We start from the raw sequence: 12,209 nt of genomic DNA, 5'->3' as shown, positions 1-12,209 counted from the left end.
GGGGGAGGAACGTCTAGAGGTCGCCGAACGTGTCGTAGCGGATGTGCGGCGGCGGCACGTCGTCCGCGGCCAGCACCCGCAGCGTGGAGCGGACCATCCGGGCCGAGCCGGAGACATAACAGTCGTGGGTGGTCCACGGGCCGTACCGGGCCACCACGTCCGGGATGTCACCCACCTCGCCGTCGTAGTCCGCGTCCTCGCTGCACGCCGCCGTCACCGACAACCACGGGTGTACGGCCACCAACTCCTGCAACCCGGCCAGGCCGTACAGGTCCGCCGCCTGCCGGGCGCCGTAGAAGACATGCACCCACCGGGTCCGGTTGTAGGTGGCCAGCTCCTCCACCAGCGCCTTGATCGGCGCGAGCCCGACCCCGCCGGCCACGCAGAGAATGTCCCGTTCCGACGACCGGTCCAGGGTCATCGACCCCATCGGCGCGGCCAGCCGCAGCAGGTCACCCGGCTGCACCCGGCGGACCAGCGCACCGGACACCCAACCCGCGCCCGGAGTCCGTACGTGGAACTCCAGGACGTTGTCGTCGTTCGGGGCGTTCGCCACCGAGTACGTCCGCCACACCCGGGGGTGGTGCCGCGGCACCTCGACGCTGACGTACTGGCCGGCCTGCCAACGCAGCGGATGCTGCAACGCCCGGCAGGTCAGCACGGCCGTGTCCGGGCCGTACCGCTCGTGGGTCAGCACCTCGGCGTGCCAGAACGGCGGGTTGTCGTCCGCCGCCGCGCCGGCCATCATCTTCGCCGAGATCGCCGCGTACGCGTCCCGCCACGCCTGGTCGTACTCCAGGTTCCAGCCGTCGCCGGCGGTGCTGCGCAGCGCGTCCAGCAGCGCGACGCCCATCGTCGCGTAGTGCCGGTCGTCGACGTGGTACTTGCGGTGGTCACGGCCCAGCGCCCGGAGGAACTCGTCGAAGCTCTCCGGGTCGTCCACGGTGTGGATGGCCGTGATGATCGCTTCCAGCAGGCGGTCGCCCTGGCCGGACATCTGCACCGGAAAGAGCTGACGCAGGGCGGGGTCGAGCAGGAACAGGCGGGCGTAGAAGTGCCCACTCAGCCGGTCCCGGTCGTCCTCGACCAGGGTCCAGCTCTCCTTCAGCAGCCGCGCGACGTCATCCACGGGGGTGCTCCTTCTCCAGACGGCAGCGGATCGGGCGCCCACAGAATGTCCACGGAGAGTGCCGACCGGTCGCACAGAATGTGCGATCGGTTCACGCCGGCCGGTCGGTCCTGCCAGCGGGGCATCCCGTCGGGCAGAGTGGTGCGGTGACCGTTGAGCTGACCCGCCCGGTGTCCCGCCGGCTCCTGGGGACCGAGACGCTGCTGGTCCTCGGCCTGTCCCTCGGCCAGTCCGCCGTCTACGCGGTCGTCTCGATCATCGCCAAGTTGACCGCCGAGGGGCCGCTCTCCAGGCAGACCGCCGCACTGAACACGTCGGCGTCGGCCCGCCCCTGGCTGGACCTGACGTACCAGCTCCTCGGCATCGTGTTCGCGCTGCTGCCGGTGCTGCTCGCCGTACACCTGCTCAGTCGTGACCCCGGCGACCCGGCGCGGACCCTCGGCCTGGACGCCCGGCGACCCGGCCAGGACCTGGCCCGGGGTGCCGGCCTCGCCGCGCTGATCGGCCTCCCCGGCCTGGCGCTGTTCTTCGTCGCGGCTCAGCTCGGCCTCAACGCGACGCTCGTGCCGGCCGCGCTGCCGCAGGTCTGGTGGGCGGTGCCCGTGCTGATCCTCGCAGCCGTGCAGAACGCCGTGCTGGAGGAGGTGATCGTGGTCGGCTACCTGGTCACCCGCCTGCGTCAGCTGCACTGGCGACTGGTCACGATCATCGCCGCCAGCGCGCTGCTGCGCGGCTCGTACCACCTGTACCAGGGCTTCGGCGCGTTCGTCGGCAACGCGGTGATGGGGGTGGTCTTCAGCCTCTTCTACCTGCGCACCCGGCGGGTCATGCCGCTGGTCATCGCCCACACCCTGCTCGACGTGGTGGCCTTCGTCGGCTACGCGCTGCTGCCCCGTGAATGGTTCGACTGGCTCTGACGCGGCCGGTAGGCGGCCACCGTCCGGGCGGCGAGACGGTCCGCCGCCGCCGCGTCGCCCAGGGCCGCCGCCACCACCGCCGCACCCGGCACCAACCGGGCCGCGAGCCGCAACGCCACCCAACCGCCGGCCTGCGCGGTGAGAGGCACCGCCAGTCGCCACGCGGCCTCCGCGGCTCGCGGCCACGCCCCCTCGACCGGGTCGTCGGCCGCCCGGGCAGTGGCCAACGCGGCACGCGCGGTCTCCGGATCGGGGTGCACCTGGGTGAGGACCAGCAGGTCCACGGCCCGGTCAGGGTGCGCCGGATCCCTCCCGTACGCCGCCGCCAGGTGCAGCACCAGATTCGAGTGGGTCCAGAGCACCGAGGCCAACTCGGCCAACGGAGCGAACAACCCGGCCAGCGCGGCCGCCGCCCCACCCACGCCCGCCGACCGCACGAACCGGCGGGTCGCCAGCCGGGCCAGGCCGTCCGCCGAGGCGTCCGGGTAGCGGGTCCGCAGCCACCCGGCCCAGTCGGCCGCCGCCGGGCCGAGCGACTCCACCGCCGACAACGCCAGCAGCTCCGGAGCGAACCCCGGGTGGTCGAGCACGCGCGCGATCACCGCACGCAGGTCAGAATCCGGGGTACGCGGTGCAAGCGCCCCGGGGGTACGCGCCGAAGCCGGCTCGGCAGCAGTTGGTGGCGTCGCTTCCGGGCTCGGTGCTGGCGCGGTTTGGGGCGCGCGCGTCCTCGGCGTGGTGGCCCTGGGTGTGGTCTTGGGTGTGGTGGCCTTGGGTGTGGTGGCCTTGCGGGGGGTTGCGGCGCGCTTGCGCGGGGCGGGTGGGCTCTGGGCCGGCTCCGGTGTGAGCGGGGTCGCATCCGGTGGCGGTGGCGGTGGCGGTGCCGTGTCGGCCGCCGCGCCGGCGGTGGTCCTGCGGACCCGGGGAGCCCGCGCCCTCGGTGGCCGGGCTGCCGGTTCCGTCTCCGCGCGGGCGGGTGCCGCGCTCTCCGCTGCCGGCGGTACCTCACCGGCCGGGTCGAACTCCGCGCCGCCGCCTCCGGACGGCGCGGCCTCAGTACCGCTGCCGCCGGACCTCGCGCGGTCGGGCTGCCCGGCGATCGTGCCGTTCGTGCCGGTCGGAGTGCTGTCCGGCTGGCGGGGCAGGAGACGGTCCGGCTCCGGCGGCTGGAACAGCACCGCCGGAGCGGCCTTGGCCCGGCGCGGACGCGGGCTCGCCGGAGCCGCCGGCGGTGACGCCTCCTCGGCGGGCTGCTCGGCCGCCGGCGGCGTGAAGGTGGCCCGCGCCGGGCGCCGACGCGCCCGCTCAGCAGGCTCTCGACGGGTCGGCTCGCTGGGCGGCTGCTCCTGCATATCGATGGATCGTAGTCCCGATCACGCCCCCGCACAGCCGTGAAACCCAGCGGCCCGCCACCTCGGTCGGCGTACCCCGGAAGTCGTTTTGCCCCCGGTGGGTGACGACCTGTATCCTCGGGCGCGGTGGTCTGCGGGCCACCAGGGAGACTTCGCCTAGTCTGGTCTATGGCGCCGCACTGCTAATGCGGTTGGGGTCTTAAAGCCCCTCCCGGGTTCGAATCCCGGAGTCTCCGCGCGAAAGCCGGGTGTGTACACTGGCTGAGCACGAGCGCCCGTAGCTCAATGGATAGAGCATCTGACTACGGATCAGAAGGTTAGGGGTTCGAGTCCCTTCGGGCGCACACAGCTGAACAGCAAGAATGCACAGGGCCGGTCGCTTGCGACCGGCCCTGACAGCAACCGGTGACAGCAACGTCATTCCCCGGGCTCCTCATCCAGCAGGCCGCCCAGCTGATCCAGGGCCGCCCGCTTGTCGTCCAGACTCACATGCCCGTACACCGTCGTGGTCATTTCCAACGTGCTGTGTCGCACGATGTCCATCACCGTCCGGGGCGGCACGCCCAGGGCGAGCAGCACCGAGACGCAGCCATGCCACAGGTCATGCAGCCGGATCGCCGGCAGCCCGGCCGCCGAGCACTCGGACTGCACCAGCTCCTGGGCGTGGTTGCCGGCATGGGTAGCAGGCCAAGCCAGGTCACTGCCGAACGGCTTCCGCCCGTATCCACACTTCCTACACCGTGTGTCGCAGTCCCAGCAGGGTCCGGCGCTGAACAGCCTAGTCGCCGACGAACCGGAGACGCAGGTCTGAATCGACGAGGCATCGCCCGGCAAGCCCACGAATGGCGTCGAGCACCTGGCGCTCGCCGACGTTCTGGACGTTCCCAACGAGAACATCCAATTCGCCGAGGAACTGAGCCATCTCGGCGGGCGTGAGTTCCAGTAGCCCGTAGGGATCGATGCGGGCCAACATCGGAGTCCTACCGTTGTGCTGCGAGCGCTCCAACACGGCAGCGAACCGGAAGTGCGGGTCACCTACTACAGCTACTTCAAAATCCCGCCGGCGGCGCGGGCTCGTGCCCAGCTGCTCGACCCTGATCAGCTCAACGTCTACGCCCACGCCGAGAAGGCTAGCAACGGCACCTAACGGCAGACGGCCAATCATCAGCAGTCCCAAGGCGTGCCGGACCGCTCGCCCTGGTGCAGTCCCTACGAGTAGTTGGTTGCCGAGAGGGGCTGCCGTCGAGCAGGGTGACAGCAACGACTGACAGCAACGGCGCTGGACGGACAGACGCTGCAGCGGACGAGTAGAGCGCTAATACCAGTGGTTGCCGACCCATCTGGACCGAGCCGGACAGCCCAGCCGAGGCTACGGATCAGAAGGTTAGGGGTCGAGTCCCTTCGGGCGCACATAGCGGGAGAAGCCCTCGACCAGCCGGAAACGGCGAGGTCGAGGGCTTCTCGTGTCCGTTCTCGGCGGAATCCATGCGGCTGTGGGAGCCGCTGGCCTTCTCATTGCCCGAACAGCGCACGGGACATGGCCTCCGCAGCCGAACGGCGGTCGTCTCCATCAGGTGCCCGTACACGTCTTCGTGATCGCCAATTGACGCGTACCCGAGAACTTCCGAAGCCACGTGCAACGAGGCGCCCTGAGCCAGCATCAACGAGGCCCGGAATGGCGGAAGTCGTGCGGGTGCCGTTTGCATAGCGCGGAGAGCCCGTGGGAGGAGTTGTCCCGATCCAGCGGTGTGCCGACCTCGCTCGGAAAGATCAGTCCGCGATCCTGCCACTCCTCAACAGCTGCCAGCCGTTCTTCAGCCTGCCGAGCCCGATGCCGGCGACATCGACTGATCATGACGCGGTTCGACGAGGTCGGCCACCGGATCAGCAATGAGCTGGTGATCGACCCGGCGACCGTGGTGCAGACGTGTGCTTGGCGGGACCTGGCAGTCCACTCGCCGCTCCGGCCAACGCGCCGAGCGCAGCCGCCTAGCGCGAGGAAGTCATGCGATGAACCCGATCGAAGAAGGTGTAAGGCCAAACCGGCCGACATATGGCGGCGTCAGGTGGTGGCTCACACCCGCGTAGCTGCTCTGCCGCCTGATCAACGGCGGCGACACAGTCCCGAGGTGGAGGCAGTCACTGGACACCGCAAGCCACGATGGAGAACTCGGGCGGGGATCGAGGGAGGGTAATCGTGGCACGACGAGCTGTGCGTCAACGGGTGATGCCGCAGCGTCGGCGGAAGTCGCCCTCCACGCCAGTGCCTCAGGAAAGGCCCGCGCCGCGCCCAGACGCTGAGCCGGTGCGCGAGCGAGAGTCGGCGTCGGCGCCTCCGCGGAGGGAGCGCCCGAAGCTCACCGACTGGCTGCAGGCCGCGGCCGCGCTGGCCGCGGTGCTCTTCGCGGTGCCGGCGCTCGTGGTTGCCGTGTTCACCTACCGCGACCAGCTCCGAGTCACCGAGGCGCAGCTGCGGTCGACGGAGGCGCAGCTGGAGTCGACCCGCATCGACCGTGAGCGGTACGACGCCCGGTACGCGGCTCGCGTCACCTACTGGGAGGCCACGGAGGATTCTGGAAGGCTCCCGGCGTTCAAGGTTCAGAATCGGTCCCCGGTCCCAGTCATGCGGATCCAGTTCCTCATGAAAGGAGACCTGGCCGGCAGGCCGATCGGTCCCTTCTACTACGGCGGGAGCGTTACGGCTCCGCCATGCTCGGTCCTCACCCTGCGTCTGTCCACGTTCGCCAAGGGCGTGCACCACCCTCCGCCGGTGAACCTGATGGTGGCGGGCATGCAGTTCCTCGACACGATTGGCTGGTGGCACTTGGAGGCGATGGAGGCTCCTGACTTCGGCGCTGTACGTGCGCCAGTGCGGCTGGACGGAAGGCCTCGTCAGGAGCGGGACGAGGAGTTCTCGGAGACGGACGGATCGTACCCGGAGATCTCCGAACAGTGGCGGGAGTGGTTCAGGTACCGCGCCGGCATACCGCCCGAAGGCGTCGAGCTGCGCGCGACCGAGGTGCCCGGCACACGCGAGGCCGCAGGCGACTGCGGTGAGGGCGGCTGACGAGAGGAAGGGAGGGCCACCGTGCCGCGAACGGCAGCACCTGGTGTCAGTTAGAAACCTGAGCGCCTCACGGGTCTGCGCTGGGTAATCCTCGCGACCCAGCGGTCCAGCCCGACTGGCGTAGCGGGGTTGATCTATCCTGCTCGCCGTGACGCAGCCGTCGCATTCAAGCGCCTATATTCAACCCTCGCGGGTATCGTCCGGATCAGGGGCCGGACTGGTTGCCCTGGAGACCTCTGCCGGCCGGACGCCGCGGGGGACCATCGCTCATCCCCACCCGACTGGGTCTGGATCTTGCACGGCGACGCGGGCGGTCGTACCGGTCCGTGTTATCCGAACCGCCAGCGCGTCGCGGTCAGGCCGTCGGTGCCGTAGCCGAAGGCGCGGGTGGGCCCTACTCGGTAGAAGCCGTACTCGGGCGAGCCGGGAAGGCTGTGGTCATAGACGCTCCCATCGCGGACCGTGAACTGCCACCCGTACTTCGTCTCGAACGCGGCGGCGACGCGGTGGAGCGTGGCGCCGTCGCATGTTCGGATGGCGTCGCCTTCGACTACGAGGTCGAGTTCCGCACTGGCGACGGTGATGGCGCACCGGGTGCTGTGGGCGAGGTTGCGGCCCTTGCGGGACGTCGGGCGAGTGGCGAACCAGGGCGCGTCGTCCACCCAGACCGGCATCACTGGCATGACGTGCGGGCGGCCATCCGGTCGCACCGTCGACAGCCAGCTCTTCGGCGCCGCCCGTAGGCATGCCCGCGCGTGCTCCCACGATTTCACCGTCGTCTCCTCGGTGCTCATGGGCGTTGCGTCCGCCTCGCTGAACAGCAGCTCGGCGACGGGCACCGTACCGCTCACTTCGAAGCTTCTTCGCGGTATTCGTCGTGCAGCCGCCACCACTTGTAGGGCTGGGTCTGCGGCCAGCCATCGGGCGAGTCCTCCCAGGTCTCCTGCCGGCCGTACGGAGTCAGGTCGAGGAGGGTCCAGGTGCTCAGGAGCCGGTCGACACCGCGCGCGGTGGTGGAGTAGGTGCGATAGACCTCGGCGCCGTCACGGAGGAATACGTTCAGTGCGAACCCGTCACCGGCTCCGATGTCGTCGTTGAAGTCGTTGCCCAGGGATGAGAACCACGGAACCGTCCAGCCCATGCGCTGCTTGAACGCGGTGATCTCAGCCAGTGGGCCGCGGGAGACCAACGCCATGGAGGTGTCGCGGGCGTGCAGATGGGCCAGGTGCCCGATATTGTCGGTGAACATCGAGCATCCGGGGCAGAAGTGGTCGGCACCATGCCACATGAAGGTGTAGACGATGAGCTGGCGGCGCCCGTCGAACAGGTCGAGCAGGCTCGCCGGCCCGGCCGAGCTCTGGAACGTGTATTCCTTGTCGATGCGAACCATGGGCATCCGGCGGCGTTGGGCGGCCAAGGCGTCCGACGCGTGAGTGAGTTCCTTCTCCGCCGTCAGCAGTTTGTCCCGTGCGGCCTGCCACTGCTGCGTTGATACGACCGTGGGTCGGTTCATGATTTACCCCAGATAGTTCCTTAAGGGAATGGACCCGCCTCACGGTAACGGAGTCCATTCCCTGAGGGAACCCTCTCGGGCTAGACTGCGAGTCATGCAGCGAACCCGGTTCGCAGACATGGCCTGCTCGATCGCCCGCACACTGGACGTCATCGGCGAGCCGTGGTCCCCGCTGATCCTGCGCAACGTCTACGTCGGCATCACCCGCTTCGAGCAACTCCAGCAGAGCCTGGGCATCTCCCGCAAAGTCCTCAGCGAACGGCTCAACTGGCTGGCCCACAACGGCGTACTGCAACGACAGAAATACTCCGACCGGCCGCCGCGCCACGAATACACCCTCACTACCAAGGGTCAGGAGCTGTGTGATCTGCTGCTGGTGATGGTGCGTTGGGGCGACCGGTGGACCGCCGGTGAATCCGGTCCTCCAGTGCTCTACCGGCACCACGCCTGCGGCCAGATCAGCCACGTGGAACTGCGCTGCTCGGTGTGCGGCCGGCCGATGCACGCCACCGACATCGACGTGCTGCCCGGCCCGGGAGCATAGAGCGAGCCGGCCACCGCCTGACCCCTGCCCAGGCAGGACATTGCGGAGCCCGACGTCCGCCAGGTCAAGACCGCTGTCCACAGAGGACGTCTACGGATCAGAAGGTTAGGGGTTCGAGTCCCTTCGGGCGCACCACTTGAGCAGGGAATACAGCCGATCAGCTGTATTCCCTGCTTTCGTCTGGGTCACCGTTGGGCGGACCTTTGGGCGGCACGCGCTCATACCGACGGTTCGAAGAAGAACGTGTCGCGGCGCGCGAAGAGGTTGTCCAGGGTGAGGACGAAGAAGTCCGCGAACCGTACGGCCACCTCGTCGCCGGACCGCAGGTGACCCCGGAACGATCCGTGCACGGCGACCTGATTTCCCTCGGCCAGGATCGTGTCGATCTGGTGCTCGCCGTCGGCGATCACCCGGGTGTCACGGTAGAACGACTCGAGTGCCGCCCGGCCGCAGAGCAGCCTGTGCCCGGGCCGCGCGTACTCGGCGTCATGGCTGAACAGCGACACGAGCGACTCGATGTCACCCGCGTCGACCAGGGCGTAGTACCGCAGTACCTCGTCCACCCCGCGGCGTTGTCCGATCATCGTCGACCCCCCGTCGGCCTGAGCGCGAGATGCAATCTTATCGATGAATTGCTCCGACGCCACCCGTCACGGGAAGGGGTGTACGCGTGCGGGCCTCGCCTCTCCGTCGATCGACGAGGCCCGTACGCTGCGTGCCGTCCCGTGGGTTACCGGCGGCTCCACTGCTGGTTCGTCTGACCGGTGCAGGTCCAGAGGACGAGCTTCGTGCCGTTGCCGGTGCCCTGGTTGACGGGGTCCAGGCAGAGGCCGGACTGAACGCCGGTGATGGTGCCGTTCGCGTTGACGTTCCACTGCTGGTTGGTGCCGCCGTGGCAGTCGTAGATGGTGACCTGGGTGCCCGGTGTGGTGCCGTAGCCGGCGGCGTCGAGACACTTGTTGCCGTACACGGTCAGTGCCTTGCCGGACGTGTAGGTCCACTGCTGGTTCGTGCCGCCGTGGCAGTCCCACAGCTGGACCTGGGTGCCGTTGGTGGTGGAGTAGCCGGGGACGTCGACGCACCTGCTGGACAGGGCGCCCACGATGGCCGCGGTCTGTCCGCCGCCGCTGCCGGGGTTGCCGATGCTGCCGGGGACCGACTGCAGGGCGCTGTACCAGCGGGCGGCCATCTTGTCGTAGCCGGTGGCCGTGGGATGGACGCCGTCGATCAGGTCGGCGGTGGTGAGTGCGCTGTGCATGTCGACCAGGCGTACCCGCTTGCCGGCGTTGACTTTGCTCTGCACGATGCCGGGGATGGCCGCGTTGAAGGTGCGGACCGCGTTCTCCTGGTTGCTGTTGGCGAGCGGGATGAGCTGCGCCACGAAGACCTCGGCGGTGGGCGCGGTGGTGGTGATGCGGTCGATCAGCGTGGAGAGCCGGTTGGGTGCGCTGCTCACGTTGTAGTTCTGCAGGATGTCGTTGGTGCCGATGTGCAGCAGGACGGTCTGCGGTCGTTGGGTGTTCAACCAGCCCACAATGTTGGCGTCGATCTGGTCGATGCGCCAGCCGGGATGCCCCTGGTGGTCGTGGTCGCCGAGGCTCGCCGGCCCGTTGAACTGCGATCCGACGAAGTCAACCGTGTACCGGCCGGCGGCGAGGCGCTGCCAGAGCCCGATGCGGTATCCACCGGGCACCTGGGTGCCCTCGGTGATGGAGTCGCCGAGCGGCATCACGCGTACCCCGCCGTTGGACTCCGCGTTGGCCGGGCCGGTCGGTGTCACCACCCCGGCAACCACGACTCCGAGCGCGGCGAGTGTCGCGAGCCATCGTGCCCTCGTTCGCATGCTTTCTCCCCTGGGTTGGTCGAGCTGGCCGAGGGCACGGGCCGTTTGGTGACCGCCACGGCGGTACTGCCTCAGCACTGGGACGAGTGTGAGCGTTAACACAGATGAGTGTAGATTCCTCGCGCTGTCCTGGTCTACCTCGACCCAGCCCTGATCGGTGCTGGTGCGGGTGATCGACGGACCCACGTCCCGGTGCGCTGCTGCCCGGCGCGGGGGTGTGCCGGGCAGCAGCGCCATGTCAGCCGGCGAACCGGTCGAACTTCTCCCAGGTGCTGATCGTCGGCGCGCTGGCGATCAGGGGCAGGGTGCCCTTGCCGGCCGCGGTGACGTACTTGCCGTTGATGTTCGCGCGGAGGCTCACGCTGCCGTCCGCGTTGTTGATGAGCGTGAACTTCTCCCACGTGCCGATCGCCGGCCCGTTGGCGATCAGCGGCAGGGTGCCACGGCCGTCCGCCGAGACGTACTTGCCGTTGATGTCGGCGCGCAGGCTGACGCTGCCGTCCGCGTTGCTGACGAGGGTGAACTTCTCCCACGTACCGATGGTCGGCCCGTTGGCGATCAGCGGCAGGGTGCCCCGGCCGTCCGCCGAGACGTACTTGCTGTTGGTCCACGAGCGGAGGGCGAGTGCGGGCGACGGGACCGGGGCGCCGGTGAGTCGGGTGAGGTCCGCGTACGTCCCGTTGAACACGTTCTGGCTGTAGTCGCCGGGGTTGCTCGGGTTACCGGCGGCGTACTGCCAGATGGTCTCCGTCGTCCAGCCGGACGGCAGCGGCGGGCGGGTGGTCGTGTAGCCGGCGATGTCCAGCGGGTTGGCACCGAAGGACGCGTCGTTGCCGGTGCACGGGTTCCAGTAGTTCGTGTTGGTGTAGATCATCACGGGTCGGCCGATGCGTGCCTTGACCTGGTCGGCGAAGGCCCGGATCCAACCCGACATCTCGGTCGGGGTGAGCCCGTAGCAGGTCGGCGCCCCGTCCCAGTAGGGCCACTCGATGTCCACCATCGGCACGAGCGTCTGGCTGTCCGTGGCGAACTGTGCGTTGTCGATGAAGTAGTCCGCCTCGGTGATCGGGTCTCGCTTGTCCGGCCGGGCGAAGTGGTAGGCGCCGACGAGCAGACCGGCCGCCTTGGCCGCCGCGTAGTCCTCGGCGAAGTACGGGTTGAGGTACGTCCGGCCCTCGGTCGCCTTGACGTACGCGAACTTCGCGCCGTCGGCCGCCACCTGCGGCCAGTTGATCGGGCCGAGGTTGTGGTCGTGGCTGGAGACGTCGATGCCACGGACCGTGTAGCCAACCGGGATGGTGGCGGCGTTCGGGGAGGCGGCGGTGGTGCGCGCGCCAGGGGCGACGCCGGCGTGGGCCCGGCCACCACCGTCGACGGCCGGATCCGCGGCATGCGCCGGTTGTGGCACGCCGAGGGCCGTACCGACCGCGAGCCCGGCGGAGGCCAGCGCAAAGAGCAATCTTCTTGGCATGGTGAGGTGAGTTCTCCTTGCTCGGAAGGCGAGGTGACCGTCGGCGCAGCTATGGGACCGCGACGCCTGTGCCCGGCACCGGTGCGGCGCGGCGGGACGGCTCCGTCGAAGCGGGCTCGCGGAGTATCCCTTGTCGATGGAAAGGCGCGCTACCCCGTCCGATGGCAGTGCGGAGAGCCGAGGAGGTCCAGGGACGTGCCGTTCCGCGTCGAGCCGGTGACCGTCGCCGCCGCGCGGGTCTGTTCTCGACCGGGATCCACTGTCGGAGGGGACGCGGCGGCGGGCACGACCCGAAGGTCGTGCCCGCCGTTTGTGGTGTGGTCAGCGTTGCAGGGTGAGCAGGCCGGGTCGGTAGGGCAGGAGGCCGTAGTCT

12 protein-coding genes and 2 tRNA genes are annotated in these 12,209 nt (G+C 69.2%); 5 read left to right on the top strand and 9 right to left on the bottom strand.

Annotated elements, in window-relative coordinates:
• Positions 1-13 precede the first annotated feature (13 nt).
• Positions 14-1,129, bottom strand: coding sequence for a globin domain-containing protein (locus ABZS77_RS00070; RefSeq protein WP_354814696.1), 1,116 nt, complete (start codon positions 1,127-1,129; stop codon positions 14-16).
• Positions 1,130-1,275: 146 nt separating this feature from the next.
• Here ABZS77_RS00070 and ABZS77_RS00065 point away from each other — a divergent pair, with 146 nt between their 5' ends.
• Entirely contained in the window at positions 1,276-2,046 is a 771-nt protein-coding gene (locus tag ABZS77_RS00065; RefSeq protein WP_354814693.1) for a CPBP family intramembrane glutamic endopeptidase, read from the top strand.
• On the opposite strand, the gene ABZS77_RS00060 is transcribed toward ABZS77_RS00065, so the two are convergent.
• On the bottom strand, positions 2,007-3,398 hold the full coding sequence (locus ABZS77_RS00060; protein ID WP_354814690.1) for a hypothetical protein: 1,392 nt from the start codon (positions 3,396-3,398) through the stop codon (positions 2,007-2,009). The two genes, ABZS77_RS00065 and ABZS77_RS00060, sit on opposite strands and share 40 nt — an antisense overlap.
• Positions 3,399-3,543: 145 nt before the next feature.
• On the opposite strand from ABZS77_RS00060, the gene ABZS77_RS00055 reads away from it, so the two are divergent.
• Together ABZS77_RS00055 and ABZS77_RS00050 are read left to right on the top strand one after the other, a co-directional pair.
• Positions 3,544-3,634: transfer RNA gene (locus ABZS77_RS00055), tRNA-Ser, on the top strand.
• Between the two features lie 35 nt (positions 3,635-3,669).
• Positions 3,670-3,742, top strand: a tRNA-Arg gene (locus ABZS77_RS00050).
• A gap of 73 nt (positions 3,743-3,815) precedes the next feature.
• Here ABZS77_RS00050 and ABZS77_RS00045 read toward each other — a convergent pair.
• Together ABZS77_RS00045 and ABZS77_RS00040 are read right to left on the bottom strand one after the other, a co-directional pair.
• Positions 3,816-4,049 (bottom strand): hypothetical protein, encoded by a 234-nt coding sequence (locus ABZS77_RS00045; protein ID WP_354814687.1) that lies wholly within the window; start codon positions 4,047-4,049, stop codon positions 3,816-3,818.
• Positions 4,050-4,176: 127 nt separating this feature from the next.
• A complete protein-coding gene (locus tag ABZS77_RS00040) occupies positions 4,177-4,518 on the bottom strand; it encodes a hypothetical protein (RefSeq protein WP_354814684.1) in 342 nt (113 codons plus the stop codon).
• Between the two features lie 1,185 nt (positions 4,519-5,703).
• On the opposite strand from ABZS77_RS00040, the gene ABZS77_RS00035 reads away from it, so the two are divergent.
• Positions 5,704-6,465, top strand: a complete 762-nt coding sequence (locus ABZS77_RS00035; RefSeq protein WP_354814681.1) for a hypothetical protein — start codon at positions 5,704-5,706, stop codon at positions 6,463-6,465.
• 329 nt (positions 6,466-6,794) lie between these two features.
• Here ABZS77_RS00035 and ABZS77_RS00030 read toward each other — a convergent pair whose 3' ends face one another.
• Together ABZS77_RS00030 and ABZS77_RS00025 are read right to left on the bottom strand one after the other, a co-directional pair.
• Positions 6,795-7,316: a pyridoxamine 5'-phosphate oxidase family protein gene (locus ABZS77_RS00030; protein ID WP_354814678.1), complete on the bottom strand. Its 522-nt coding sequence runs from the start codon at positions 7,314-7,316 to the stop codon at positions 6,795-6,797.
• Entirely contained in the window at positions 7,313-7,978 is a 666-nt protein-coding gene (locus tag ABZS77_RS00025; RefSeq protein ID WP_354814675.1) for a DUF899 domain-containing protein, read from the bottom strand. The genes ABZS77_RS00030 and ABZS77_RS00025 overlap by 4 nt, the downstream gene beginning before the upstream one ends.
• Positions 7,979-8,072: 94 nt before the next feature.
• Here ABZS77_RS00025 and ABZS77_RS00020 point away from each other — a divergent pair, with 94 nt between their 5' ends.
• On the top strand, positions 8,073-8,522 hold the full coding sequence (locus tag ABZS77_RS00020; RefSeq protein ID WP_354814672.1) for a helix-turn-helix domain-containing protein: 450 nt from the start codon (positions 8,073-8,075) through the stop codon (positions 8,520-8,522).
• Between the two features lie 218 nt (positions 8,523-8,740).
• Here the strand turns inward: ABZS77_RS00020 and ABZS77_RS00015 are convergent, their stop codons facing one another.
• From ABZS77_RS00015 to ABZS77_RS00005, 3 genes are all read right to left on the bottom strand, one after another.
• Positions 8,741-9,106: a nuclear transport factor 2 family protein gene (locus ABZS77_RS00015; RefSeq protein ID WP_354814669.1), complete on the bottom strand. Its 366-nt coding sequence runs from the start codon at positions 9,104-9,106 to the stop codon at positions 8,741-8,743.
• Between the two features lie 146 nt (positions 9,107-9,252).
• Positions 9,253-10,365: a ricin-type beta-trefoil lectin domain protein gene (locus ABZS77_RS00010; protein ID WP_354814667.1), complete on the bottom strand. Its 1,113-nt coding sequence runs from the start codon at positions 10,363-10,365 to the stop codon at positions 9,253-9,255.
• A 238-nt stretch (positions 10,366-10,603) separates the two neighbouring features.
• Positions 10,604-11,836, bottom strand: coding sequence for a GH25 family lysozyme (locus ABZS77_RS00005; RefSeq protein WP_354814664.1), 1,233 nt, complete (start codon positions 11,834-11,836; stop codon positions 10,604-10,606).
• Positions 11,837-12,209 lie beyond the last annotated feature (373 nt).

Source organism: Micromonospora sp. NPDC005298 (genome assembly GCF_040607375.1).
GTDB lineage: Bacteria > Actinomycetota > Actinomycetes > Mycobacteriales > Micromonosporaceae > Micromonospora.
This window is presented reverse-complemented; position numbering and strand designations above follow the sequence as displayed.